This is a genomic window from Streptococcus sp. TATVAM-FAB8, assembly GCF_046592795.1.
Taxonomy (GTDB): domain Bacteria; phylum Bacillota; class Bacilli; order Lactobacillales; family Streptococcaceae; genus Streptococcus; species Streptococcus ruminicola.
In genome coordinates, this window is sequence record NZ_JAWVPQ010000004.1 from 127327 (window position 1) to 153524 (window position 26198).

Sequence of the window (26198 nt, forward strand, 5' to 3'; positions counted from 1 at the left end):
TATTTTATTATGAAACAATCACAAATGCTTATCCCAACGCTTCGCGAAATGCCAAGCGACGCTCAAGTTATCAGCCACGCTCTTATGGTTCGTGCTGGTTATGTTCGCCAAGTCTCAGCAGGTATCTACGCTTACCTACCACTTGCTAACCGCACAATTGAAAAATTCAAAAAAATCATGCGTGAAGAGTTTGAAAAAATCGGTGCCGTTGAAATGCTTGCACCAGCACTTTTGAACGCTGACCTTTGGCGTGAATCAGGTCGTTACGAAACTTACGGTGAAGACCTTTATAAACTTAAAAACCGTGATAAATCAGACTTTATCCTTGGTCCAACTCACGAAGAAACATTTACAAGCCTTGTTCGTGATGCGGTTAAATCATACAAACAATTGCCACTTAACCTTTATCAAATCCAATCTAAATATCGTGATGAAAAACGTCCACGTAACGGACTTCTTCGTACACGTGAATTTATCATGAAAGATGGTTACAGTTTCCACGCAGACTATGAAGGTTTGGATGAAACTTACGAAGAATACCGCAAAGCTTATGAAGCAGTCTTCACACGTGCAGGACTTGACTTCAAAGGTATCATCGGTGACGGTGGTGCTATGGGTGGTAAAGACTCTCAAGAGTTTATGGCAATCACTCCAGACCGTACAGACCTTGACCGTTGGGTTGTTCTTGACAAATCAATCGCTTCAATCGATGAAATTCCAGAAGATGTATTAGAAGACATCAAAAAAGAATTGTCATCATGGTTGGTTTCAGGTGAAGATACTGTTGCCTACTCAACAGAATCAAGCTACGCTGCTAACCTTGAAATGGCAAGCAACGAATACAAACCATCAACAAAAGTTGTTGCTCAAGAAGATGTTAAACGTGTGGAAACACCTAACTGCAAATCAATCGATGAAGTGGCTGCTTTCTTGAACGTTGATGAAGAACAAACAATCAAAACACTTCTATTCATCGCTGATAAAGAACCAGTTGTTGCGCTTCTTGTCGGAAACGACCAAGTCAACGATGTTAAATTGAAAAACTACCTTGGTGCTGACTTCCTTGACCCAGCAACTGAAGAAGATGCTGTTAAAGTCTTCGGTGCAAACTTTGGTTCACTTGGCCCAGTTAACCTTCCTGAAAACGTTCGTATCGTTGCTGACCGCAAAGTACAAGACGTTGCTAATGCAGTTGTTGGTGCTAACGAAGATGGTTACCACTTGACTGGTGTTAACCCAGGACGTGACTTTGAAGCAGAATACGTTGATATTCGCGAAGTTAAAGAAGGCGAAATCTCACCAGACGGTAAAGGCGTTCTGAAATTCGCTCGTGGTATCGAAATCGGACACATCTTCAAACTTGGTACTCGCTATTCAGAAAGCATGGGTGCTACAATCCTTGACCAAAACGGTCGTGCTGTGCCAATCATCATGGGATGCTATGGTATCGGTGTTAGCCGTATCTTGTCAGCTGTTATCGAACAACACGCTCGTCTCTTTGTTTCTAAAACACCAAAAGGTGCTTACCGCTTTGCATGGGGTATTAACTTCCCTAAAGAATTGGCACCATTTGATGTTCACGTCATCACTGTTAACGTGAAAGATGAAGAAGCACAAGCTTTGACAGCTAAAGTAGAAGCTGAATTGGTTGAAAAAGGTTACGAAGTTTTGGTTGACGACCGTAACGAACGTGTTGGTTCTAAATTCTCAGATAGCGACCTTATCGGTCTTCCAATCCGTGTGACTGTAGGTAAAAAAGCTGCTGATGGTATCGTAGAAGTTAAAATCAAAGCAACTGGTGATACAATCGAGGTTAACGTTGAAAACCTTATTGAAACACTTGAAATTTTGACAAAAGAAAACTAATAAGATTTAGGTCGAGGGCTTAGCCCCGACCTTTTCTTTTGTCTCGAAAAATGCTCACTTTTATGATAAAATTGAAAGACGATATTGATAGATAAAAAAGTAAAAGGGCGACTGATGTCCCTCTTTTACTTAGGATAGAAAGTTAGATTTTTGGAATTGAGGTAATTGACGTTTTATGTCAGAGTTATTTAAAAAATTGATGGAGCAAATCGATATGCCGCTTGAAATGCGACAATCTTCTGCTTTTTCATCTGCAGATATTCGTGAAGTTAAGGTACACTCAGTATCCCGCCTCTGGGAATTCCATTTTTCATTTGCAGAGATTTTGCCGATTGATATTTATCGTGAGTTAGCTTATCGCTTGGTTAATACCTTTAAGCAAGCGGATATTACAGCGACTTTTGATATTCAGGCAGAAAAGATTGATTTCTCACAACCACTTTTGCAGGCTTATTATGAAGAGGCGTTTGAACATTCGCCATGTAATAGCGCTAGTTTTAAAGCCTCATTTAGCAAGCTTCAAGTGTCATACGACGGTCATAAATTATTGATTGAAGCGCCAGCTTTTGTTAATAATGAGCATTTCCGAAAAAATCATTTGCCTAACCTAGCACGTCAATTTAAGGCCTTTGGTTTCGGAAACTTGATGATTGATATGGTTTCAAATGAAGCTATGACACAAGCGCTTCGAGAAGATTTTACAACTAATCGTGAAGCCATGGTGGAAAAAGCGGTGCAAGAAAACCGTGAAGCCGTTAAGTCTCTAGAAGCGTCAATGCCACCAGCTGAAGAAGCTCCAAAACCAAAATTTGATTTCAAAGAACGCGCTAAACAACGCCGTGCAGGTTTTGAAAATGCCGAAATCACGCCGATGGTTGAAATCACAACAGAAGAAAACCGTATTGTCTTTGAAGGAATGGTTTTTGATGTTGAAAAGAAAACTACTCGTACAGGTCGTCATATCATCAATTTCAAGATGACAGACTATACATCAAGCTTTGCCATGCAAAAATGGGCTAAAGACGATGAAGAATTGAAAAAATATGACATGATTGCTAAGGGGTCATGGCTTCGTGTTCGCGGAAATATTGAGAACAATAATTTCACGCATGCCCTTACTATGAATGTGCAAGATGTCAAAGAAATTGTTCACCATGACCGCAAGGATTTGATGCCAGAAGACCAGAAACGTGTGGAATTCCATGCGCATACGAACATGTCAACCATGGATGCTTTGCCAACGGTTGAGGAGTTGATTGATACAGCTGCTAAATGGGGTCATAAGGCTGTTGCCATCACTGACCATGGAAATGTTCAAAGTTTCCCTCACGGCTATCATAGAGCTCGTAAGGACGGTATTAAGGCTATTTTCGGATTGGAAGCCAATATCGTTGAAGATAAGGTGCCGATTGCTTACAATCCTGTTGACTTAGAGCTGAATGAAGCAACGTATGTCGTATTTGACGTGGAAACAACAGGACTTTCTGCGGTGCACAATGATTTGATTCAGATTGCCGCTTCAAAAATGTACAAAGGTAACATTGTTGAGCAGTTTGATGAATTCGTCAACCCAGGTCACCATTTGTCAGCTTTTACGACAGAATTGACAGGGATTACGGATAATCATGTTCGCAATGCGAAGCCTATCGAACAAGTGCTTCAAATGTTCCAAGATTTCTGTAAAGATACTGTACTTGTTGCCCACAATGCGACCTTTGACGTTGGCTTTATGAATGCTAATTACAAACGTCATGGTATGCCAACCATCACGCAGCCAGTTATTGATACGCTTGAATTGGCACGAAATCTTTATCCAGAGTACAAACGTCATGGTTTGGGACCGTTGACTAAACGTTTCCAAGTGTCTCTTGAACACCACCACATGGCCAACTACGATGCCGAAGCAACTGGTCGCCTGCTCTTTATTTTCTTGAAAGAAGCACGTGAAAATCATGGCCTTACAAACATGATGGACTTGAACACAAAATTGGTGGCTGAAGACTCTTATAAGAAAGCTCGTGTAAAACATGCAACGATCTATGTTCAAAACCAAACTGGGTTGAAAAATATCTTCAAGCTTGTCAGTCTTTCAAACGTCAAATATTTTGAAGGAGTAGCACGTATTCCAAGAACAGTTCTTGATGCGCACCGTGAAGGGCTTTTGCTAGGAACAGCCTGCTCAGAAGGTGAAGTTTTTGATGCAGTTTTGACATCAGGTGTGGATAAAGCTGTTGAAGTGGCTAAATACTATGATTTCATCGAAGTCATGCCGCCTGCCATTTATGCACCGCTATTGGCACAAGGAACAATTAAAGATGAAGAAGGTATTCGTCAAGTCATTCGAGATTTGATTGAAGTTGGTCGTCGTCTTAATAAGCCTGTGCTTGCGACTGGTAATGTTCATTACATTGAACCAGAAGATGAGATTTATCGAGAAATCATTGTACGTAGTTTAGGACAAGGGGCACCGATTAACCGTCCAATTGGTCGTGGTGAAGATGCTCAGCCAGCTCCATTACCAAAAGCCCATTTCCGCACAACCAACGAAATGCTAGACGAATTTTCTTTCCTCGGTGAAGACTTGGCTTATGAAATCGTTGTTAAGAATACGAGTGATTTTGCTGAGCGCTTTGAAGAAATCGAAGTGGTTAAGAAAGATTTGTACACGCCTTTCCTTGAAAAATCAGAAGAACGTGTCGCAGAGATGACTTACCAAAAAGCTTTTGAAATCTATGGAAACCCACTACCAGATATTGTTGACCGACGTATCGAAAAAGAATTGACTTCGATTTTGGGTAATGGATTTGCCGTGATTTACCTGGCTTCTCAGATGCTGGTTATTCGTTCTAATAAACGTGGTTACTTGGTTGGTTCGCGTGGATCTGTTGGTTCAAGTTTCGTGGCAACCATGATTGGGATTACCGAAGTTAACCCAATGCCGCCACACTATGTCTGCCCAAATTGTCAGCATTCAGAATTTATCACTGATGGTTCTGTTGGTTCAGGTTATGACCTTCCTGACAAGGATTGTCCAAAATGTGGCACACGTTATAAGAAAGATGGACATGATATTCCATTTGAAACCTTCCTTGGATTTGATGGAGATAAAGTTCCCGATATCGATTTGAACTTCTCTGGTGATGACCAACCCTCAGCTCACTTGGACGTTCGTGATATTTTTGGAGAACAATATGCTTTCCGTGCCGGAACCGTTGGTACGGTCGCTGACCGTACAGCTTACGGATTTGTTAAAGGTTATGAACGTGATTACGGGAAAATGTACCCAGAAGCAGAAGTTGAGCGTTTAGCACAAGGTGCTGCTGGGGTGAAACGTACAACGGGTCAACACCCGGGTGGTATCGTTGTTATTCCAAACTATATGGATGTTTATGACTTTACGCCAGTTCAGTATCCAGCCGATGATTTGTCAGCTGAATGGCAAACCACTCACTTTAACTTCCACGATATCGACGAAAACGTCTTGAAACTTGATATCCTCGGTCATGATGATCCGACAATGATTCGTAAGCTGCAAGACTTGTCTGGTATTGATCCCAAAGATATTCCTGCGGATGACCCAGATGTTATGGCACTCTTCTCAGGTACTGAAGTACTTGGTGTAACGCCTGAACAAATCGGAACACCGACAGGTATGCTTGGTATTCCAGAATTCGGAACAAACTTCGTTCGTGGCATGGTTGAAGAAACACATCCAACGACCTTTGCCGAATTGCTTCAGTTATCTGGACTATCACATGGTACCGATGTTTGGCTTGGAAATGCCCAAGATTTGATTAAAGAAGGTATTGCCACACTGAAAACCGTTATCGGTTGTCGTGACGATATCATGGTTTACCTCATGCACGCGGGACTAGATCCAAAAATGGCCTTTACCATTATGGAACGTGTGCGTAAAGGACGCTGGTTGAAGATTTCTGATGAAGAACGTAATGGCTACATTCAAGCGATGCGTGACAATAATGTGCCTGATTGGTACATCGAATCTTGTGGTAAAATCAAGTACATGTTCCCGAAAGCCCACGCGGCAGCCTACGTATTGATGGCCCTTCGTGTGGCCTACTTCAAGGTTCACTACCCACTTTATTATTACTGCGCTTATTTCTCAATTCGTGCCAAAGCCTTTGATATCAAGACAATGAGTGCTGGTCTTGATGCCGTTAAAGAACGCATGGCTGAGATTTCAACCAAACGTAAAAATAATGAAGCTTCAAACGTTGAAATCGACCTTTACACAACGCTCGAGTTGGTCAATGAAATGCTTGAACGTGGTTATAAATTTGGTCAATTGGACCTTTACCGCAGTGATGCGACAGAGTTCATTATTGACGGTGATACCCTTATTCCACCATTTGTAGCTATGGATGGTCTCGGAGAAAACGTTGCAAAACAAATCGTTAAAGCGCGTGAAGAAGGTGAATTCCTATCTAAAATGGAACTTCGCAAACGCGGTGGTGTTTCAGCAACACTAGTTGAAAAAATGGATGAAATGGGAATCCTTGGCAACATGCCAGAAGATAACCAACTCAGTTTGTTTGACGATTTCTTCTAAAATCATTACAATAATAAAAAAAGAGCGGACAAATTATTTTCAGTTTATCTGAGATAGTTTGTTCGTTTTCATATCAGTTGAAAAGCAGGAGGAAAGATGTCAGGGATCACGAATACAGCTGTGAAGGCTATGGTTGTTTTACGAAAAGCGTATCGAACAATTGATGCTAAAACGTCAGAATCATTCAAGGAAGATGATTTAACGCAAACTCAATTTAGTGTTTTGGATGTTCTTTATAGCAAGGGTCCCATGAAAATTGGTGAATTAATGGACAGTATTTTAGCGACCTCAGGTAATATGACGGTAGTAATTCGTAACATGGAGAAAAAAGGATGGGTGACACGCCACACTTGTCCTGACGACAAACGTGCTTATCTAGTAACTCTAACAGACGCAGGTCGTCAAGTTATTGAACATGCTTTGCCACTACACATCGAAAAAATCCAGGACACCTTTTCAGTGCTCACTGAAGAAGAACAAGAAGAGCTTATCCGACTTCTAAAAAAATTTAAACCGCGTGAGCATATTAATTTACAAAAGTAGCAATAATTCGTACAATGACAATATAGAAAAAGTACTATTTAGTGATAAATAACTTTTAACAGACTAATTAACCTTAAAAGGGAGATATATAATGAAAAAAATTCTATTTGTTGTTGGTTCATTACGTGAGGGATCTTTTGATCAACAATTTGCTCAAAATGCTGAAAAAGCACTTGAAGGCAAAGCAGAAGTATCATACCTAGACTGGTCACAAGTTCCAGTCTTCTCGCAAGATTTGGAAGCTAACACACCAGCTGCTGTGCAAGCTGCACGTGACGCTGTCTTGGCAGCTGATGCTATCTGGTTCTTCTCACCAGTTTATAACTTTGCGATTCCTGGTTCAGTGAAGAACTTGCTTGACTGGTTGAGCCGTGCGCTTGATCTTTCAGACCCAACAGGTCCATCAGCCCTTAATGAAAAAGTGACAACTGTTTCTATCCTTGCAAATGGTGGACACGAACCAGTGGCAGATGCTTACCGTGCTTTGTTCCCATTCATCCGTACAAAATTTGTTGATGAAATCACAACAACACGTGTGAATGACTCTGCTTGGGCAGATGGCAAATTTATCGCAACTGATGAGGTTCTTGCCAACCTTGATAAACAAGCCAAAGCTCTTCTTGCTGCGCTTGATTAATCTAAGTTTTACCATTTAACAAATTCATAGGTGAGTCAGCTTTTCCTATTTTCAGCTTAGCTCACCTTTATCACAGTCATATTGGTTTAGCCTTTCAATATCAAAAACTGTGACATATAAAAAGCCTAGGATTTTGACATCCTAGGCTTTTTTAGTTACAAAAAAAGAGAGGATTTCCTCTCTTTATGGTTTATTCGACAATTAGCATACCATCTTTAACAGCAAATGGGTTCTTTTCGTTAATGCGGTCGTAGAACATGATACCATTTGTGTGGTCAATTTCGTGTTGGACAACGATTGAGTTGTAACCTTTAAGTTTGATGCGGTGTTTTTCACCGTTTTTATCAAAGTATTCAACAGTAACACGAGAGTGACGGACAACGTATCCTTCCACAACGCGGTCAACTGACAAGCATCCTTCACCATCAGCAAGTGCAGCGTCTTGAACAGAGTGTGAGACAACTTTTGGATTGTACATCACTTCTTGCAAGCTATAAGCTTCTTTTGGTGGGTTACCATCTTTGTCTTCCATGTTTGGAACAAGAACAGCAATAATACGTTTTGAAACGTTCAATTGTGGTGCTGCCAAGCCAACACCTCCGCGCAAGCCCATTTTTTCAGCTGTTACAGGATCTTGAGAGTTTTTCAAGAACTGCATCATTTTTTCGCCTAAGATGATTTCTTCATCAGATAATGGGAATGTGACATCGTCACAAACTTTACGCAAAGTTGGATGACCTTCGCGAATAATATCGTTCATATTGATTAAATGACTTGGTTTTGCTAATTTTTCAATAACTGACATATTTTCTCCTCAAATTATTCTATATAACACTATAGCATAAAAATGCTTAACGAGAAAGTTATTGGCTTAGTTAGTGATCTTCAAGTCGATAAGTTTCTTCATATCTTTGATATAATAGTAGGGGCGACGTTTTTCAATAATGCCTAAATCGATAAATTCATGAATCACACGAAGTAAATGACGGTAGCTGACACTGAATGAATCGGCAAGACTAGTTAATTCTAACTTGAAGACACCTTTGTCTTCAATCGCCAAGATGTGAGTGGCTAGACGTTCTTTAAGTGTGTAATTCAAATTCGTAGAAGCACGGATATTTTGCTCATAAAGTGATTGAGCGAGTCCTCTACTAAGATTTAGAAGCAAATCATTATCAGCTAATAATTCCTCGCGAATCCCAGTTAAAGGGAGTTGGATGACTAAGGTATCCTCAAGAGCGACAACTGAAGACACGATTGGCTGATCAGTTAATAATTCAATATCTCCGATAAGCGTTGGTTTTTCTTTGATATCTAAAATATGCTCTTTTCCGTTAAATAAGCGACGAACAATTTTTAATTTTCCTTTTGCAAAATAAGAGAGTGCTGTCAAAGCTTCTCCTTGGTGACAAATGGCATCTCCAGCAACTAATTCGCGGACTTGCAATTTATCAAAATAATGTCTCGGAAAGATTTTTTCAAGCTGATAGTCTTGGATATATTTTTCTAAAGACACACAGACCTCCTTTGTTATGACAAAAGTCATATTTTTATGCGCTAACTTTGATTATACTGGAAATGGAGAAAAAAACAAGTAAGGAGTTTCTATGAAAACATTTTTGGAGAAATTTAGTCTCCTATCTCTATCTTTGATGCTGGTCTCGACGTTATCTCCGTCGACAGCATTACCCCAAATGATTACAACATTTCATCAGCAAGGATACGCCGCTAGTCAGGTGGAATTTCTATTTTCACTATCATCTTTTGCGATTCTTGCCATGTTGTTACTAAATCCAATTATCGAACGTCTAATCTCTGAACGTCTCAGTATCATCTTAGGTCTTCTTTTGATTGCCTTTGGTGGTAGTATGCCAGTCGTTTTTCAGACTTATTCATTAGTTTTTGTATCACGTATTTTGCTTGGTATCGGGATTGGTTTGATTAATTCTCGTGCCATCAGTATTATCAGTGAGACTTATGCTGGACGTGAACAAGCTCAGATGCTCGGTCTTCGTGGTTCTTTTGAAATTATTGGTAATGCCTTGTTGACCATGATTGTTGGTTTCATTGTTGTTCTTGGTTGGTCATGGACATTTAGTGTTTACTTATTTGCTTTGCCAATTCTTGCTGTTTACCTTATTTTTGCACCAAAACCTAAGGTTGAAGTAGAAGAACTCCAACAAGATGAGACTCGTGCTAAATTTAGAAAAGAAGATATTTTGTACATCGTCGGATTATCTTTATTGGCAGGTTTTGTTATTAACATCAATAGTGCGAACAGTCTTCGTATCCCAGTTATTGTTGACCAACTGCATCTTGGGAGTCCTCGTCAAGCCAGCCTAATCTTGAGTGGTATGATGCTTATGGGAATTCTTTCAGGAATTTGTTTTGAAGGTTTGCTTGGACGCTTTAGCAAAAACTTGATTACCATTTCAATGATTCCATTTGCTCTTGGACTATTTATGGTAGGTTTTGCTAACAATCTTTGGGTGATGCTAATCGGTGCAATGCTATCAGGTTTCTGGTACAGTATTGTGGTTACCTGCGTCTTCAGTGATGTTTCAACTAACATCTCACCGCAATTAATCGGAAATGCGACTACGCTTATCTTGATTTTCTGTAATCTTGGTGGGGCAAGCGCAGCAATTGTTTTGAACCTCTTCTCAAAATTTAGCCCACAACCAGGCTTTGCTTTTATCATTTACGCTGTTATCAGCTTGGTTATTTGCCTAGGTTTGATTATTAAAACACGTTTTTCAAAGAAAAATTAATTTGTGTTAAAGTCACGTTAAATTAAGGGAAAACCTTTGACAAAAGTAGAAACAATCTGCTACAATAAGGACTGTCGTAAGACAAGTAACTTCTTCTTGGTCGTAGGATCCGCCAAAAACCTACCACTCGGATGAAGCAATATAAAGGAGAAAAATTATGGCAATCTCAAAAGAGAAAAAAAATGAAATCATCGCTCAATACGCACGTCACGAAGGTGACACAGGTTCAGTTGAAGTTCAAGTAGCTGTTCTTACTTGGGAAATCAACCACCTTAACGAACACATTAAACAACACAAAAAAGACCACGCAACTTACCGTGGATTGATGAAAAAAATCGGTCACCGTCGTAACTTGTTGGCATACCTTCGCCGTACAGACGTTAACCGTTACCGCGAATTGATCGCATCACTTGGTCTTCGTCGTTAATCTGACGTTCGTCGGTCGAGCAAAAGCTTCTTGGGTTTTCCAAGGAGCTTTTTTGTACATTCAGCTGCTTATTTTGAAAGATATTGAAGGATAGATTTTTAATGAAAATGAGTTTTTGCTGAAGATGAAAATGTCAAAAGTGGCAAAAGTATTAGTGTAAAAGGAAAAGATAGGTATATAAATGTATCCCCTTACATTGGCTTTACAATAAAAATGAAAAAGCTTACAAAAAATACTTGACCTTTTTTTGAAAAAGGGTTAATATAATTGGTGAAGAATATCACAATGATATGATGATTAAAGAATTTAACTTTTGATTTTGTGTAGTTTTTATAGTGAAGAGAACCTCAAGTAATAACGTTGAGTTTTGAAATTCCAGACTATACGGTCTTGTTTTTATTTTAGTATCAATCATTAATATAGTTCTTCTCAAAAAATGAGGCACTTATTTTTAAGGGTACTTATAAGGAGGTTTTCTTAATGGCTAAAGCAACAAATGCAGATGTAAAGAATAACGAGTTGAGCGCAGAAGAATTGGCTCAACAGTACACTGGAGCTCTTGTCGAAAAAGCTCTTGAAGCTGAACGTGTTTATGCAACTTATTCACAAGAACAAGTTGATAACATTGTCGCAGCGATGGCTCTTGCAGGTTCAGAAGCTTCGCTTGAATTAGCAAAAGAAGCTCATGCAGAAACTGGTCGTGGTGTCGTTGAAGATAAAGATATTAAGAACCACTTCGCTACTGAGTACGTTTATGAACGTATCAAAAATGAAAAAACAGTAGGTATCATTGGGGAAGATAAGGTTTCAGGAAGTATCCAAATCGCAGCACCTCTTGGTGTTTTGGCTGGTATTGTTCCAACAACAAACCCAACTTCAACAACAATGTTCAAGATTTTGGTAGCTCTTAAAACACGTAATGCGATTGTCTTTGCTTTCCACCCACAAGCGCAAAACTGTTCAGCACATGCCGCACAAATTCTTTATGATGCCGCAGTGAAAGCTGGTGCTCCAGAAAACATTGTTCAATGGATTGAAACACCGTCTCTTGCAAATACATCAGCGCTTATCCAAAATCCGAAGATTGCTTCTATTTTGGCAACTGGTGGACCTGGTATGGTAAATGCCGCTCTTAAATCAGGTAACCCATCAATGGGTGTTGGTGCTGGTAACGGTGCTATCTATGTTGATGCAACAGCACACGTTGATCGCGCTGTAGAAGACTTGTTGCTATCAAAACGTTTTGATAACGGTATGATTTGTGCAACTGAAAACTCTGCAGTTGTTGAAGCACCAATCTATGATGAATGGCTTCAAAAAATGCAAGATAAGGGTGCCTACCTTGTACCTAAGAAGGACTATAAAAAACTTGAAGACTTTGTCTTTAATGACAGACACGGCGTTAACGGTCCAGTTGCTGGTATGCCAGCTCGTTGGATTTGTGAACAAGCCGGTGTCAAATTACCAGAAGGTAAAGATGTTCTCTTATTTGAACTTGATAAGAAAAACATCGGTGAAAAACTATCTTCTGAAAAACTTTCTCCACTCCTTTCAGTTTATAAAGCTAAAGACCGTAAAGAAGGTGTTGAAATTGTTGAAGCACTTCTTGACTACCAAGGTGCAGGACACAATGCTGGTATTCAAATTGGTTCTCAAGCAGACCCATTTGTTGCTGAATATGGCGACGCTGTGAAAGCATCACGTGTCTTGGTTAACCAACCAGATTCAGTCGGAGGTATTGGTGATGTCTACACAGATGCACTTAAAGCTAGCTTAACACTTGGAACAGGATCATGGGGGAAAAATTCATTGTCACACAATCTTTCAACTGGCGATCTCTTAAATGTTAAGACAGTTGCTAAACGTCGCAACCGTCCTCAATGGATTCGCCTACCAGAAAAAACATACTACGAAAAAAATGCTATCTCTTATTTGCAAGACGAATACGAACCAATGCAACGCGCTTTGATTGTTGCAGACCCAGGTATGGTTCAATTTGGTTTTGTTGATACTGTTCTTGCTCAATTGGCATTGCGTGATGAAAAAGTTGCGACATCAATTTACGGTACAATCAAACCAGACCCAACACTTGGTCAAACGATTGAAATTGCCAAACAAATGCGTGATTTCAAACCAGACACAGTTATCGCAGTCGGTGGTGGTTCTGCTCTTGATGCAGCTAAAATTGCACGTTACATCTACGAATACTCACTTGATCAAGAAGCTGATTTCCTTGACAGCTACGAAAATGTCAGCGAACTCTTCTTACGTTTGCAACAAAAATTCATTGATATCCGTAAACGTATCGTAAAATTCAAACATCAAACAGCAACTCGTCTCTTCTGTATCCCAACAACATCTGGTACAGGTTCAGAAGTAACACCTTACGCTGTTATTACTGATGATCATACTCACGTTAAATATCCATTGACTGACTATGAATTGACACCACAAGTTGCTATTGTTGACCCAGAATTTGTTATGACAGTGCCAAAACGTACCGTTGCTCTTTCTGGTCTTGATACTTTGTCACATGCCCTTGAAGCTTATGTTTCAGTTATGGCATCTGATTTGACTCGTCCATGGTCACTTGAAGCTATCAAGTTGGTTATCGAAAACTTGGAAGATTCATATAACTATGATCCTAAACACCCAACACTTCGTGGTGAACAAGCGCGTGAAAATATGCACTACGCAGCAACACTTGCAGGTATGGCCTTCTCAAATGCCTTCCTAGGTATTAATCACTCAATCGCACACAAAACTGGTGGTGAATTTGGCCTTCCTCACGGTTTAGCTATCTCAATTGCTATGCAACACGTTATTCGTTACAATGGTGTTGCAGGAAATGTGAAACGTTCAGTCTTTCCACGTTATGAAGAATACCGTGCACAACGTGATTACGCTGATATTGCTCGTAGCCTTGGTCTTAAAGGTAAAGATGATGCAGCATTGGTAGAAGCACTTTGCGAACGTATTGATGCTTTGATGAAAGCTGTTGATGTTGACCCTCGTCTTTCTGCAAATGGTGTTACAAAAGAAGCCTTTGATGCAGCAGTTGATAAATTAGCATCACTTGCATACGATGATCAATGTACACCTGCTAACCCACGTCAACCTTACATTGCTGAGTTGAAACAATTATTGATTGACATGTTCTAATACCTCTTCTTAACAATTGTATTAGTTGACATTTTTAAGCCTCCCTTTGGGAGGCTTTTGTGGTAGAATGAAGGTGTTGATAAAAACGGTTAATCAGGGATTTTTGTAAGACCTGTCTAGAGATATTGCATTAAAGGAGACTGTTATGATTGGATCATTAATTGTTGGGGCTTTGATTGGGATAATTGCAGGAGCTATCACTAAGAAAGGTGAGTCAATGGGCTGCATTTATAATATTTTTGCTGGACTTGTGGGCTCATTTGTTGGTCAAAGTTTGTTTGGTTATTGGGGACCTAGTCTTGCTGGCATGGCAATTTTACCATCTGTACTTGGCGCCATTATCGTTATTGCAGTTGTTGATTTATTTTTTGGGTAATTATTTGATAAAACGCTATAAGAAGAAGCAGTTACTGTTTGGTAGCTGCTTTTTAATGATTCTTAAAAAACTGTGCTGCAAGCTCTGCTATTTCCTATAAAATGTGATAAAATAATGAAGATACGTGGTTTTATGCAAAGACGAGTTTATAAGTCTTTTACAGACTGGTTTTTGTAGAAAACAGACGTATCAAAATAAAATGTTAGAGGAATAAAAATGTCAAAACAAACTTTTGAAACGACTTTTGCTGGTCGTCCACTTGTTGTTGAAATTGGTCAAGTTGCTAAACAAGCTAATGGCGCTGCAGTGATTCGTTACGGTGAATCAACTGTTCTTAGTGCAGCTGTCATGTCTAAAAAAATGTCAACTGGTGACTTCTTCCCACTTCAAGTAAACTACGAAGAAAAAATGTATGCTGCTGGGAAATTCCCTGGTGGTTTCAACAAACGTGAAGGTCGTCCTACAACTGATGCGACATTGACAGCACGTTTGATTGACCGTCCAATTCGTCCAATGTTTGCTGAAGGTTTCCGTAACGAAGTTCAAGTGATTAACACTGTTCTTTCTTATGATGAAGATGCTAGCGCACCAATGGCAGCCATGTTTGGTAGCTCACTTGCTTTGTCTATTTCAGACATTCCATTTAACGGACCTATCGCTGGTGTTCAAGTGGCTTACATCGATGGTGAATTCATCATTAACCCATCAGCTGAACAAAAAGAAGCATCACTTCTTGAATTGACTGTTGCTGGTACAAAAGAAGCTATCAACATGGTTGAATCTGGTGCTAAAGAATTGTCAGAAGACATCATGCTTGAAGCTCTTCTTAAAGGACATGAAGCTGTTCAAGAATTGATTGCCTTCCAAGAAGAAATCGTTGCAGCTGTTGGTAAAGAAAAAGCAGAAGTTGAATTGCTACAAGTTGACCCAGAATTGCAAGCTGAAATCATTGCAGCCTACAATGCAGATCTTCAAAAAGCTGTTCAAGTTGAAGAGAAAAAAGCGCGTGAAGCAGCAACTGAAGCTGTCAAAGAAGAAGTAACTGCTGTTTACGAAGAACGCTACGCTGACGATGAAAACTACGAAACAATCATGCGTGACGTGGCTGAAATTCTTGAACAAATGGAGCATGCCGAAGTTCGTCGCTTGATTACAGAAGATAAAATCCGTCCTGATGGCCGTCGTGTTGACGAAATCCGTCCATTGGATGCCGAGATTGACTACCTTCCAAAAGTTCATGGTTCAGGTCTCTTCACACGTGGACAAACTCAAGCCTTGTCAGTTTTGACACTTGCTCCAATGGGTGAAACTCAAATCGTTGATGGACTTGGTGCTGAGTACAAGAAACGTTTCTTGCACCACTACAATTTCCCACAATTCTCTGTTGGTGAAACTGGACGTTACGGTGCGCCAGGTCGTCGTGAAATTGGTCACGGTGCTCTTGGTGAACGTGCTCTTGCGCAAGTTCTTCCAAGTCTTGAAGAATTCCCATATGCTATCCGTTTAGTAGCTGAAGTTTTGGAATCAAATGGTTCATCTTCACAAGCTTCAATCTGTGCAGGTACCCTTGCTCTTATGGCTGGTGGTGTGCCAATCAAAGCACCAGTTGCTGGTATTGCCATGGGATTGATTTCAGACGGTAGCAACTACACAATCTTGACAGATATCCAAGGTCTTGAAGACCACTTTGGTGATATGGACTTTAAAGTTGCAGGTACTCGTGAAGGTATTACAGCCCTTCAAATGGATATCAAGATTGAAGGTATCACACCGCAAATCTTGAAAGAAGCTCTTGCTCAAGCTAAGAAAGCTCGTTTTGAAATCCTTGATTTGATTGCAGCAACTATCCCAGCACCTCGTACTCACTTGGCACCAACAGCACCAAAAATTGATACAATCAAGATTGATGTTGATAAAATCAAAGTGGTTATCGGTAAAGGTGGTGAAACCATCGATAAAATTATCGAAGAAACTGGTGTTAAAATTGACATTGACGATGAAGGAAATGTTTCAATTTACTCATCAGACCAAGCAGCTATCGACCGTGCCAAAGAAATTATTGCTGGTTTAGTTCGTGAAGCTAAAGTTGGTGAAGTTTACCACGCTAAAGTTGTTCGTATTGAAAAATTCGGTGCTTTTGTTAACCTCTTTGATAAGACAGATGCCCTTGTTCACATTTCAGAAATTGCATGGACACGTACTGCTAACGTTTCTGACGTTCTTGAAGTTGGTGACGAAGTTGATGTTAAAGTTATCAAAGTAGATGACAAAGGACGTGTTGATGCGTCAATGAAAGCTCTTCTTCCACGTCCACCAAGAGCTGAAAAACATGAAAAAGAACACAAAGGGCACTCACCATTTGGCGGACACTTGCGTGACCACAAAGAAAAACACGATAAAATCGACTAATCACTTTTTGGCTTGCTCATCTTTTTATAAATGTGGAGTTTAACGATGACAAATTTAAATGAACTTGATATTCGTTTGCGCGCGTTTGTTAACGCACCAGACAACTTTTTAGATAGCATTGCGCTTGTCAATGCTTTGCACAACATCCCAGTTTTGGCTAGTGATCAACCTTATGCTCTTGATATTGAAGGGCAAAAGGTGACTCCTGTCTTTTCTGATAAGGAAGATTTGGAAACTTTCAAATCTGAACAAGCTAGTGCCAATGATCAAAATTGGGTTGAACGTCCAACTTTGGATGTTTTAAAAGAAGTCATTGAAAAAGGATTAACTGGAATTGTCTTTAATCTTAAGAAAACAGGCGATTTTGGCAATTCAACTATCTTCAAAAGTAGTGAATTAATCCAATTTTTGAATGCTTACACAACTATTTTGAATAAACTTATGGGTGAAGAAAACCTTGCGGCTGATACTTTGGACAAATACTACCTTGTCCCAGCCTTTGTTCACCCACGTGACGATAAAAGCTTTGACCGTATGTTCCCAACAATGTCTACACCAGAAGGTAAAAGCTATGTCCCAGCCTTTTCAAATCTTCAAAGCTTTGCTAAATGGTATAACCACAAAGATTTTGGAACACCATTTCGCAATGCTCAAGGAAGTATTTTGACATGGCGTTTGGCTGATATTTATCAACCTGGACACGGTGAAAACGACATTGACGAAACGGTCGGAGTTGCCATTAATCCCTTTGATGACCAACAAATTCTTGTTGATTGGTCTGAAATCGACGAAGACGAATAAAAGAAAGGAGAAGATATGGGTTGGTGGAAAGAAACCATTGATATTGTAAAGAAAAACGATCCAGCGGCTCGTAGCTCTCTGGAGATTATACTAACTTACCCTGGTGTCAAAGCCTTGGCTGCGCATCGTATCTCACATTTCTTGTGGAAACATGGCTTGAAATTATTAGCGCGCATGCATAGCCAATTCTGGCGCTTTTGGACACAAATTGAAATTCACCCAGGAGCTGAAATTGCTGAGGGTGTCTTTATCGACCATGGTTCTGGTCTTGTTATTGGTGAAACAGCAATTGTAGAAAAAGGAGTTATGCTTTATCATGGTGTGACTCTGGGCGGAACTGGTAAGGATGTCGGAAAACGTCACCCAACCGTTCGCGAAGGAGCACTTGTTTCAGCGCACGCACAGGTTATTGGACCAATTGAAATTGGTAAAAATTCCAAAGTCGGTGCAGCAGCTGTCGTTGTATCGGATGTTCCAGCAGATGTAACAGTAGTCGGAGTACCAGCGAAAGTTGTTCGTGTTCATGGTAAAAAAGATGAAAATGCCATTCATGACCTTGAAGAACACCGTGAGTACTATACTTCAAAACTTGAAGCAGCTTGCTACGAAAGTTTACATTCATCAAAACTTTAATAAAAACTAAGATGAGATTGGAGGAAGGAACATGACAATTAAAATTTACGATACAATGACCAGAAGTCTTCGTGACTTTGTCCCAATTACTGAAAATACAGTTAACATGTATGTTTGTGGACCGACTGTTTATAACTATATTCACATTGGGAATGCTCGAAGTGTTGTTGCTTTTGACACGATTCGCCGCTATTTTGAATACCGTGGCTACAAAGTAAATTATATTTCTAACTTTACTGACGTCGATGATAAAATCATCAAAGGTGCGGCAGCGGCTGGCATGGACACAAAGGCGTTTTCTGATAAATTCATTGCAGCCTTTATGGAAGATGTCAAAGAACTTGGTGTTGAACCAGCAACAAAAAATCCACGTGTCATTGATTACATGGATGAAATCATTGCTTTTGTCAAAGACCTAGTGGACAAAGGTTTTGCTTATGAAGCAAATGGCGATGTGTATTTCCGTGTGGCTAAAAGCAAAAACTATGCTAAATTAGCAAATAAAACTTTGGAAGACCTTGAAGTTGGTGCCAGCGGTCGTGTTGATGGCGAAGGCGACATCAAAGAAAATCCGCTTGATTTTGCCCTTTGGAAAGCTGCTAAGCCAGGTGAAGTTTCATGGAAAAGCCCTTGGGGACAAGGACGTCCTGGTTGGCACATTGAATGTTCTGTAATGGCGACAAGTATTTTAGGTGATACTATTGATATTCACGGTGGTGGAGCTGACTTGGAATTCCCACACCACACTAATGAAATTGCTCAATCAGAAGCCAAAACTGGGAAAACATTTGCTAATTACTGGATGCACAATGGTTTTGTCAATGTCGACAATGAAAAAATGTCAAAATCTCTTGGCAACTTTGTGACAGTCCACGACATGTTGAAAACTGTTGATGGTCAAGTGCTTCGTTTCTTCCTTGCGACTCAACAATATCGCAAACCCGTCAACTTTACCGAAAAAGCAGTTCACGATGCATCTGTTAACCTTAAGTATTTGAAAAATACCTTTACCTTGCCACTTGGAGAAGCTGTTGATGCAGCTGAACTTGCAAAATTCAAGGCTGATTTTGAAGCAGCTATGGATGATGATTTCAACACAGCAAATGGTATTACAGTTGTCTTTGACATGGCGAAATGGATTAATTCAGGGAATTATGACCAAGTAACCAAAGATACTTTTGCTAAAATGCTTGCTGTATTTGGTATTGTTTTTGAAGAAGAAGTGCTTGATGCGGATATCGAAGCATTGATTGAAAAACGCCAAGAAGCTCGTGCGAATCGCGATTTTGCGACAGCAGATGCTATTCGTGATCAACTAGCAGCTCAAGGTATCAAATTGCTTGATACTAAAGATGGTGTGAGGTGGACACGTGACTAAGGTAGATGTCAATCTTATTAATGGTATTGCTCTTGCTTTTGAAGGAGATGCCATTTATTCGACTTATATTCGTAAACACTTGATTTTTCAAGGTATGACAAAACCTAATCAATTGCACCGCAAAGCAACGATGTATGTTTCAGCCAAAGCTCAAGCAATGCTGATTAATATGATGTTAGAAGCGCAGCTATTGACGGAAAAAGAAGAAGAAATCTATAAGCGCGGTCGCAATACAAATAGTCATACCAAAGCTAAAAATGCTGACGTTGTGACTTACCGCATGTCGACAGGTTTTGAAGCTGTTATGGGCTATCTTCACATGACTGAGCAGATTGATCGTCTCGAAGAGCTTATCGATTGGTGTATCCAAGCGGTTGAAAAAATTGAAGATTAAGTAAAAAATAAAAATAGCCAGTTCTCGCATGAGAGCTGGTTTTCATGTTATAATAGCACTATGAAGAACAAAGAATTTAATGATCAAAATGACATCGTTTATGGTGTGCATGCCGTAACAGAAGCCCTTCAAGCTAACACAGGAAATAAACTCTACATCCAAGACGACTTGCGTGGAAAAAATGTTGATAAAATCAAAAGCCTAGCCGCAGAGAAAAAAGTCTCTATTTCTTGGACACCTAAAAAAACACTTAGTGATATGACAAATGGTGCCGTTCACCAAGGTTTTGTTTTACGCGTTTCAGAATTTGCTTATGCTGAATTAGATACCATTTTAGAAAAAGCTGCGCAGGAAGAAAACCCACTGATTCTAATTTTGGATGGACTCAACGACCCGCATAATTTTGGCTCAATTTTGCGAACAGCTGACGCAACAAATGTCACTGGTGTGATTATTCCAAAACATCGTGCGGTTGGTGTGACACCTGTGGTTGCTAAAACATCAACTGGCGCTGTCGAACATGTTCCAATTGCTCGTGTGACAAACCTCAGCCAAACGCTTGATAAATTGAAAGAACAAGGTTTCTGGGTATTTGGTACAGATATGAACGGAACACCATCACACAAATGGAATACAGCTGGCAAACTAGCCCTAATCATTGGTAACGAAGGAAAAGGCATTTCGCCAAACATCAAAAAACAAGTGGATGAAATGATTACGATTCCGATGAACGGTCACGTTCAAAGTTTGAATGCCAGTGTGGCAGCTGCAGTATTGATGTATGAAGTTTTCCGTCATAAAGTAGATTAATTTTTTTTGTAAGACTTGATGAGCCATCTGTGAAAGGACTAAAAAATGAAGAAAAGAATCCTCTTAGTTGATGGTTATAACATGATTGCCTTTTGGCAGGAAACACGTCAACTCTTTAAGACAAATCGATTAGATGAAGCACGCAATATTTTATTGCGTAAGCTCAATAATTATGCCCATTTTGAAAATCTGGATATTATCTGTGTCTTTGATGCTCAGTACGTTCCAGGATTGCGTCAACGTTATGACCAATATAAAATCCAAGTAATTTTCACCGAAGAAGATGAAACAGCTGATTCTTATATTGAACGTACAGCAGCTGAGCTAAATACACCACGCCATCTTGTGGAAGTTGCGACCAGTGATTTAAATGAACAATGGACTGTCTTCTCGCAAGGTGCCCTTCGGGTATCAGCTCGTGAATTGGAGCAGCGCGTAAATACGGTTAAATCAGACTTGGACAAAATGTCAAAGCACATTGATTTAACCACACCAAAACTCAGTCCGTGGAATGATGGACAGATGGATAAATTAAAACAATTACTTGATGATATTTAAAACATCAAAGGACTTTTTTTAAAGGAGCTCGCTAATTGCGGGCTTTTTTGTTATAATGAAAAAGAATTCGTTTGACTATCAAAGTATTTTTGTGACAATGATTGATAATACTGAACGTATGATTGTTTTTATAGTAAAGGGAGAATTATGACTTTTAAATTACTAACGGATTCAACAGCAGACTTAGATGAAAATTGGGCAACTGCTCATGATGTTGAAATCCTAGGACTAACCATTCAATTAGACGGGGAAATCTATGAAACGGTTGGTCCAAATCGTTTGACTAGTGAAAAGCTACTAGAAAGCATGAAAAATGGTGGTAAACCAACGACTAGTCAAGTTAATGTGGGACAGTTTGAGGAAAGTTTCCGTCGTCATGCACAAAATGGTGATGCGGTGCTTTACCTAGCTTTTTCTTCTGTCTTATCAGGGACTTACCAAAGTTCAATGATTGCGCGTGATCTTGTTTTGGAAGATTTTCCAGATGCGACTATCGAAATCGTTGATACCTTGGCAGCAGCAGGAGGAGAAGGTTATTTATCTGTCCTAGCAGCTGCAGCGCGTGATGAAGGCAAGACACTCGAAGAAACTAAAGCGATGATTATTGATATTTTGCCTCGCTTACGAACATATTTCCTAGTTGATGACCTTTATCATTTGATGCGTGGCGGTCGTTTATCAAAAACATCTGCTATCATGGGAAGTTTAGCTAATATCAAACCTCTTTTGTGGTTGGATGCCACAGGAAAACTTGTTCCACTAGCAAAAATTCGTGGACGCAAAAAAGCACTAAAAGAAGTTGTTTCTCAAGTGACCAAATCTATCGCTCATAGAACAGCTGTTGTTGCCTATGCTAATGATTTAGAAGGGGCTGAAAGCTTGAAAGAATCATTGCTCGAACATGACATGATTGATGAGGTTCTTATTATGCCATTAGGTCCAGTTATCTCAGCTCACGTAGGGCCTGGAACGTTAGCTGTCTTTACAATCGGAAAAGACGCACGATAAAATCAAAAAAGTGGACTTAGTCTGCTTTTTTTGTAAAACATAATGACGGTGGTATTTAATATTTGAATTGGAGTGAGGGAAGATGGTTGTAGCTATTGAGACGGTTGGTTTGTGTCTGTTCTTTTTTATCTTGTGCTTTTTAGGGACAGGAACTGATGATAAAAATTTAAAAAGTTTTTCATCGTATCCAGATGAAGTTCAGACTTTGATAAGAAATAATGAGGATTATCGAGCAAAAGTTAAAACAACTAATAAGTGTGTGGCATTCTTGCTAAATTTTTTAATCTTTTTGGTAATATTATTTATTTTGGGAATAGCTATTAGAAAGCCAAACTTTTTACACAATTTCATTTGTTTAAGCATTATAGGACAAGGATTGAATTTATTTGATTTACTTGTGATTGATTTAATTTGGTGGAGACGTACAAAACGCATTCGTTTTACAAAAATCCCTGAAAAAGACCTATATCAGAATCCTAGAAAACATATAGAATCATTTACAAGAGCTTTTGTGATGTATCTTCTAATTGCCGTAATAGATGGTTATTTGCTGCAATTTTTGTAACGTCAAATTGCTAAATGGGATATGTCAAAGAGTTTTGCTATGATGTCAAAAGGTATTTGCTAGTATTCAAATGAAAAAAAGAGGATAATTTTGGTGAAAGGCGGGAAAAGAATGAACATCAGTGAATTACGAAAACAAGAAAAATTGAGTCAGGATGATTTTGCCAATATTTTTCATGTATCAAGGCAGACTGTATCAAATTGGGAAAATGGGAAAAGCTATCCAGATGTAGAAATGCTGGTTAAAATTAGTGATTATTTTGGCATCTCTGTTGACCAATTAATTAAAAAAGAAACTATACCAAGTGTAGCAAAAAATTCTGATAAGCAGAAGAAGCTGTGGCCAATGCTTGCTGTAATTGCCACAGTGGTTTGCCTTATCGGAGCATTCTTTTTGTATAACTATAATGAAGAACACTCAGTCAAGTTTTCAATGAAAAAAGATAAGACTTATGGTCAAAGTGCAACTAGCCAAAAAACTTTAGAAGTTGCTAAAGGTTATTTCACATTGCCAGAAGATGAAAAGTTGAATCTTGAAGTAAATGGCATGACAGATGATGGAGATTTACATTTAAGTATTGTTGATGAAAATAACAAGTGTTGGTATCGACTCGATGGTGATGAATTAAAAGATAGCCAAAAACTTTACTTTAAAAAAGGTTCTTATCAAGTTCAAATCACTGCCAATCATTATCATGAAAAGGTTGTTAGTTTGGACTATAATGTGAGTGTTAAGGGGTAGATTTCACAATAGTTATAACCAGCCATAAAAAAATTCAATACCCACAATTTGCCTTCTTCCTTGAGAGAAGTGATATAATTTTAAAAAATCAAGGGAGGTAGATTGATGACTTTATCGTATGCTGTACTTGGAAGTGGTGCAATGGGATTACGATTTGGACTATTGCTGAAGGAACATTTGGGAGCTCAAGTAGACTTTATTGATACTTGGCAGGAACAAGTTGATACAATTCAAAAACAGGGAGGGGTTTATCAGTCACGAGATGGCGAAAACCGCCACTTGGTTCCGATTGACATTTACCTACCAGAAAACTATCACGGGAAACCAGATGTCTTGATTATTTTTGATAAACAGATGCATCTACAAAAGTTACTAGAGCGAAGTAAACATTTCTTCAATAGTAATCAATGCGTTTTTACTGGCATGAATGGCATGGGGCACATTGAAAAGATTAATCACTATTTTGTTCCTGAAAAAGTTTTGGCAGGGACTTGTTTAATTGGAACAGTTTTAAAAGCTGCAGGAGATGTCGATTTTATCGGAAAGGCTGGAGTAGGTTCCATTAATGTTGCAGCACAGTCAGGAAAACTTGATGTGGTTCAAGAAGAAATTTTAGCAGATTTTAAAGCCGCAAACCTAAATCCAAATGTGACAGATAATTTCTTAGGAACTCTTTATACAAAGGTAGTTTTCAATTCTGTGATTAATACAATTTGTACTCTTTTTGAAATCCGAATGGGTCAATTTATTGATTATCAGGGAGCAGAGAAACTGGGGAGACAACTAATTGATGAAGCGTATGATGTAGCAAGTCTAGCAGGTATTGAACCACTTAATAACCGCGAAAAAGAGTGGGAAACTATCCGTTATGTCAGTGAGGAAACCAGTCCACTTCACTATCCATCAATGTATCAAGATATGAGCAAAGGGCGTCAGACAGAAGTAGATTATATTAATGGCTATATTTATGAGTTGGGCTTAGCAAACGGCTACCAAGCCAAGACACATGACTTCTTGCGTCACCTAGTTCATCTAGCTGAAAACACGCGAAAATACCGCTAAGCGTTTTCTTTTAAAAAGACGAAAAAACTTAGAAAAGATTAGTCATAACTGTTGACTTACTACCACTTTTTTTGGTATTATAATAAACGGTATTGTTTACCCCATTTGTAAGGCCCCGGAACCTTTCAAATAACTCGTGGACCGGAACATCCACACTTTGTAAACAAAAACGAATTCGTATAGGAGAACTCATGAACAAAACAACATTCATGGCTAAACCAGGCCAAGTTGAACGTAAATGGTACGTTGTTGACGCAACAGATGTACCTCTTGGACGTCTTTCTGCAGTAGTTGCTAGCGTACTTCGCGGAAAAAACAAACCAACATTTACACCACACACTGATACAGGTGACTTCGTTATCGTTATCAATGCTGAAAAAGTTAAATTAACTGGTAAAAAAGCAACTGATAAAATCTACTACACTCACTCAATGTATCCAGGTGGATTGAAACAAATCTCAGCAGGTGAACTTCGTTCTAAAAATGCTGTTCGCTTGATTGAAAAATCAGTTAAAGGCATGCTTCCACACAACACTCTTGGACGTGCACAAGGCATGAAATTGAAAGTCTTCGTAGGTAGCGAACACACACACGCTGCTCAACAACCAGAAGTACTTGATATTAAAGGACTTATCTAAGAGAGAAAGGAGCATCTATTAAATGGCACAAGCACAATACACAGGTACTGGTCGTCGTAAAAACGCTGTTGCACGCGTACGTTTGGTCCCAGGTACTGGTAAAATCACAGTTAACAAAAAAGATGTAGAAGAATACATCCCACATGCTGACCTTCGTCTTGTTATCAACCAACCATTCGCAGTTACTTCAACTGTTGGTTCATACGACGTTTTCGTTAACGTTGTAGGTGGTGGTTACGCAGGTCAATCAGGAGCTATCCGTCACGGTATCGCTCGCGCATTGCTTCAAGTAGACCCAGACTTCCGTGATTCATTGAAACGCGCTGGTCTTCTTACACGTGATGCACGTATGGTTGAACGTAAAAAACCAGGTCTTAAAAAAGCTCGTAAAGCTTCACAATTCTCAAAACGTTAATTCGTTTTACAGATTTGTACAGAAGAACACTCTTTGGAGTGTTCTTTTTTTGTTTTTTTGAAACATTTATTGGAGTAGAAATTTAGAGAAGAAACTCAGAATGCAGTCATGTGCCTTTTAAAATGCCTCAAAGAGTCTTACTGCCCTATAAAAGGGAAAAGTGATAGAACGTGATTTGATGCTTAAATAGAGCCTGTGAGAGCGTCTGCTAGAATAAATCAAAAAAAGCTAAAAAAGTTGTTGACAGAGGAAATGAAGTTTAGTATACTAAATAAGCTGTTGTTTGAAGCAGCAAACATTTCAAAAGGCTTTGAAAAAAGTTCAAAAAACTTCTTGACAAAGCGTTGAAGAAATGATAAACTAATATAGCTGTTGTTCGAGAGAGCGACGGAAACAAGTTTGAAACAAAGTTGAAAAAAACTTGAAAAAAGGTG

Annotated in this window: 23 protein-coding genes; 21 read left to right on the forward strand and 2 right to left on the reverse strand. The window is 39.2% G+C overall.

Annotated elements, in window-relative coordinates; translation table 11 throughout:
• Positions 1–9 precede the first annotated feature (9 nt).
• The 4 genes from SFC32_RS04050 to SFC32_RS04065 all read left to right on the forward strand — a co-directional run bounded on the left by SFC32_RS04050 (position 10) and on the right by SFC32_RS04065 (position 7616).
• Positions 10–1866: a proline--tRNA ligase gene (locus tag SFC32_RS04050; protein ID WP_411049541.1), complete on the forward strand. Its 1857-nt coding sequence runs from the start codon at positions 10–12 to the stop codon at positions 1864–1866.
• Between the two features lie 175 nt (positions 1867–2041).
• Positions 2042–6436: a PolC-type DNA polymerase III gene (locus tag SFC32_RS04055; RefSeq protein WP_411049540.1), complete on the forward strand. Its 4395-nt coding sequence runs from the start codon at positions 2042–2044 to the stop codon at positions 6434–6436.
• A gap of 96 nt (positions 6437–6532) precedes the next feature.
• On the forward strand, positions 6533–6979 hold the full coding sequence (locus tag SFC32_RS04060) for a MarR family winged helix-turn-helix transcriptional regulator (RefSeq protein ID WP_411049539.1): 447 nt from the start codon (positions 6533–6535) through the stop codon (positions 6977–6979).
• Positions 6980–7070: 91 nt separating this feature from the next.
• Complete coding sequence (locus SFC32_RS04065; protein ID WP_411049538.1) at positions 7071–7616, forward strand: NADPH-dependent FMN reductase; 546 nt, start codon at positions 7071–7073, stop codon at positions 7614–7616.
• 190 nt (positions 7617–7806) lie between these two features.
• On the opposite strand, the gene def is transcribed toward SFC32_RS04065, so the two are convergent.
• Both def and SFC32_RS04075 read right to left on the reverse strand, forming a co-directional pair.
• Positions 7807–8421 carry a peptide deformylase gene (gene def, locus SFC32_RS04070; RefSeq protein ID WP_039697537.1) on the reverse strand — a complete coding sequence of 205 codons (615 nt, stop codon included), beginning with the start codon at positions 8419–8421 and terminating at the stop codon, positions 7807–7809.
• A gap of 66 nt (positions 8422–8487) precedes the next feature.
• Entirely contained in the window at positions 8488–9162 is a 675-nt protein-coding gene (locus SFC32_RS04075; protein WP_074870200.1) for a Crp/Fnr family transcriptional regulator, read from the reverse strand.
• A 61-nt stretch (positions 9163–9223) separates the two neighbouring features.
• Between SFC32_RS04075 and SFC32_RS04080 the strand changes: the two genes are divergently transcribed.
• The 17 genes from SFC32_RS04080 (at position 9224) to rpsI (ending at position 25764) form a co-directional block, all read left to right on the forward strand.
• Entirely contained in the window at positions 9224–10387 is a 1164-nt protein-coding gene (locus SFC32_RS04080; protein WP_411049537.1) for an MFS transporter, read from the forward strand.
• Positions 10388–10544: 157 nt separating this feature from the next.
• Complete coding sequence (rpsO, locus tag SFC32_RS04085; protein WP_003063161.1) at positions 10545–10814, forward strand: 30S ribosomal protein S15; 270 nt, start codon at positions 10545–10547, stop codon at positions 10812–10814.
• 480 nt (positions 10815–11294) lie between these two features.
• Complete coding sequence (gene adhE / locus SFC32_RS04090; RefSeq protein ID WP_411049536.1) at positions 11295–13976, forward strand: bifunctional acetaldehyde-CoA/alcohol dehydrogenase; 2682 nt, start codon at positions 11295–11297, stop codon at positions 13974–13976.
• A 145-nt stretch (positions 13977–14121) separates the two neighbouring features.
• Positions 14122–14352 carry a GlsB/YeaQ/YmgE family stress response membrane protein gene (locus SFC32_RS04095; RefSeq protein ID WP_006531339.1) on the forward strand — a complete coding sequence of 77 codons (231 nt, stop codon included), beginning with the start codon at positions 14122–14124 and terminating at the stop codon, positions 14350–14352.
• Between the two features lie 216 nt (positions 14353–14568).
• Complete coding sequence (pnp, locus tag SFC32_RS04100) at positions 14569–16761, forward strand: polyribonucleotide nucleotidyltransferase (RefSeq protein WP_411049535.1); 2193 nt, start codon at positions 14569–14571, stop codon at positions 16759–16761.
• 45 nt (positions 16762–16806) lie between these two features.
• On the forward strand, positions 16807–17562 hold the full coding sequence (locus tag SFC32_RS04105; protein ID WP_039697541.1) for an SseB family protein: 756 nt from the start codon (positions 16807–16809) through the stop codon (positions 17560–17562).
• A 15-nt stretch (positions 17563–17577) separates the two neighbouring features.
• Positions 17578–18195 (forward strand): serine O-acetyltransferase, encoded by a 618-nt coding sequence (cysE, locus tag SFC32_RS04110; RefSeq protein ID WP_020916093.1) that lies wholly within the window; start codon positions 17578–17580, stop codon positions 18193–18195.
• A 31-nt stretch (positions 18196–18226) separates the two neighbouring features.
• Positions 18227–19573, forward strand: coding sequence for a cysteine--tRNA ligase (cysS, locus tag SFC32_RS04115; protein WP_074603553.1), 1347 nt, complete (start codon positions 18227–18229; stop codon positions 19571–19573).
• A complete protein-coding gene (locus SFC32_RS04120; protein WP_003067681.1) occupies positions 19566–19967 on the forward strand; it encodes a Mini-ribonuclease 3 in 402 nt (133 codons plus the stop codon). Before cysS ends, SFC32_RS04120 begins: the two co-directional genes overlap by 8 nt.
• Before the next feature lie 60 nt (positions 19968–20027).
• Positions 20028–20777, forward strand: coding sequence for a 23S rRNA (guanosine(2251)-2'-O)-methyltransferase RlmB (rlmB, locus tag SFC32_RS04125; protein WP_074565004.1), 750 nt, complete (start codon positions 20028–20030; stop codon positions 20775–20777).
• Between the two features lie 45 nt (positions 20778–20822).
• Positions 20823–21335 (forward strand): NYN domain-containing protein, encoded by a 513-nt coding sequence (locus tag SFC32_RS04130; protein ID WP_039697544.1) that lies wholly within the window; start codon positions 20823–20825, stop codon positions 21333–21335.
• Between the two features lie 147 nt (positions 21336–21482).
• Complete coding sequence (locus tag SFC32_RS04135; RefSeq protein ID WP_411049534.1) at positions 21483–22343, forward strand: DegV family protein; 861 nt, start codon at positions 21483–21485, stop codon at positions 22341–22343.
• 82 nt (positions 22344–22425) lie between these two features.
• Entirely contained in the window at positions 22426–22908 is a 483-nt protein-coding gene (locus SFC32_RS04140; RefSeq protein ID WP_039697546.1) for a hypothetical protein, read from the forward strand.
• Positions 22909–23001: 93 nt separating this feature from the next.
• Positions 23002–23649: a helix-turn-helix transcriptional regulator gene (locus SFC32_RS04145; RefSeq protein WP_411216629.1), complete on the forward strand. Its 648-nt coding sequence runs from the start codon at positions 23002–23004 to the stop codon at positions 23647–23649.
• A 105-nt stretch (positions 23650–23754) separates the two neighbouring features.
• A complete protein-coding gene (locus SFC32_RS04150) occupies positions 23755–24711 on the forward strand; it encodes a ketopantoate reductase family protein (protein WP_411049532.1) in 957 nt (318 codons plus the stop codon).
• A gap of 191 nt (positions 24712–24902) precedes the next feature.
• Positions 24903–25349, forward strand: a complete 447-nt coding sequence (rplM, locus tag SFC32_RS04155; protein ID WP_003063191.1) for a 50S ribosomal protein L13 — start codon at positions 24903–24905, stop codon at positions 25347–25349.
• A 22-nt stretch (positions 25350–25371) separates the two neighbouring features.
• Positions 25372–25764 (forward strand): 30S ribosomal protein S9, encoded by a 393-nt coding sequence (gene rpsI, locus SFC32_RS04160; RefSeq protein WP_003067667.1) that lies wholly within the window; start codon positions 25372–25374, stop codon positions 25762–25764.
• The last annotated feature ends 434 nt before the right edge of the window (positions 25765–26198 follow it).

What these genes read in the sequence shown, in the direction of transcription:
- SFC32_RS04130 (WP_039697544.1), top strand. Translation starts at nt 20,823, where the DNA reads ATGAAGAAAAGAATCCTCTTAGTTGATGGTTATAACATGATTGCCTTT.
- SFC32_RS04150 (WP_411049532.1), top strand. Translation starts at nt 23,755, where the DNA reads ATGACTTTATCGTATGCTGTACTTGGAAGTGGTGCAATGGGATTACGA.
- rplM (WP_003063191.1), top strand. Translation starts at nt 24,903, where the DNA reads ATGAACAAAACAACATTCATGGCTAAACCAGGCCAAGTTGAACGTAAA.
- SFC32_RS04095 (WP_006531339.1), top strand. Translation starts at nt 14,122, where the DNA reads ATGATTGGATCATTAATTGTTGGGGCTTTGATTGGGATAATTGCAGGA.
- cysE (WP_020916093.1), top strand. Translation starts at nt 17,578, where the DNA reads ATGGGTTGGTGGAAAGAAACCATTGATATTGTAAAGAAAAACGATCCA.
- SFC32_RS04105 (WP_039697541.1), top strand. Translation starts at nt 16,807, where the DNA reads ATGACAAATTTAAATGAACTTGATATTCGTTTGCGCGCGTTTGTTAAC.
- SFC32_RS04140 (WP_039697546.1), top strand. Translation starts at nt 22,426, where the DNA reads ATGGTTGTAGCTATTGAGACGGTTGGTTTGTGTCTGTTCTTTTTTATC.
- def (WP_039697537.1), bottom strand. Translation starts at nt 8,421, where the DNA reads ATGTCAGTTATTGAAAAATTAGCAAAACCAAGTCATTTAATCAATATG.
- rpsI (WP_003067667.1), top strand. Translation starts at nt 25,372, where the DNA reads ATGGCACAAGCACAATACACAGGTACTGGTCGTCGTAAAAACGCTGTT.
- SFC32_RS04065 (WP_411049538.1), top strand. Translation starts at nt 7,071, where the DNA reads ATGAAAAAAATTCTATTTGTTGTTGGTTCATTACGTGAGGGATCTTTT.
- cysS (WP_074603553.1), top strand. Translation starts at nt 18,227, where the DNA reads ATGACAATTAAAATTTACGATACAATGACCAGAAGTCTTCGTGACTTT.
- SFC32_RS04050 (WP_411049541.1), top strand. Translation starts at nt 10, where the DNA reads ATGAAACAATCACAAATGCTTATCCCAACGCTTCGCGAAATGCCAAGC.
- SFC32_RS04060 (WP_411049539.1), top strand. Translation starts at nt 6,533, where the DNA reads ATGTCAGGGATCACGAATACAGCTGTGAAGGCTATGGTTGTTTTACGA.
- SFC32_RS04135 (WP_411049534.1), top strand. Translation starts at nt 21,483, where the DNA reads ATGACTTTTAAATTACTAACGGATTCAACAGCAGACTTAGATGAAAAT.
- SFC32_RS04080 (WP_411049537.1), top strand. Translation starts at nt 9,224, where the DNA reads ATGAAAACATTTTTGGAGAAATTTAGTCTCCTATCTCTATCTTTGATG.
- SFC32_RS04075 (WP_074870200.1), bottom strand. Translation starts at nt 9,162, where the DNA reads ATGACTTTTGTCATAACAAAGGAGGTCTGTGTGTCTTTAGAAAAATAT.
- rpsO (WP_003063161.1), top strand. Translation starts at nt 10,545, where the DNA reads ATGGCAATCTCAAAAGAGAAAAAAAATGAAATCATCGCTCAATACGCA.
- adhE (WP_411049536.1), top strand. Translation starts at nt 11,295, where the DNA reads ATGGCTAAAGCAACAAATGCAGATGTAAAGAATAACGAGTTGAGCGCA.
- SFC32_RS04055 (WP_411049540.1), top strand. Translation starts at nt 2,042, where the DNA reads ATGTCAGAGTTATTTAAAAAATTGATGGAGCAAATCGATATGCCGCTT.
- pnp (WP_411049535.1), top strand. Translation starts at nt 14,569, where the DNA reads ATGTCAAAACAAACTTTTGAAACGACTTTTGCTGGTCGTCCACTTGTT.
- rlmB (WP_074565004.1), top strand. Translation starts at nt 20,028, where the DNA reads ATGAAGAACAAAGAATTTAATGATCAAAATGACATCGTTTATGGTGTG.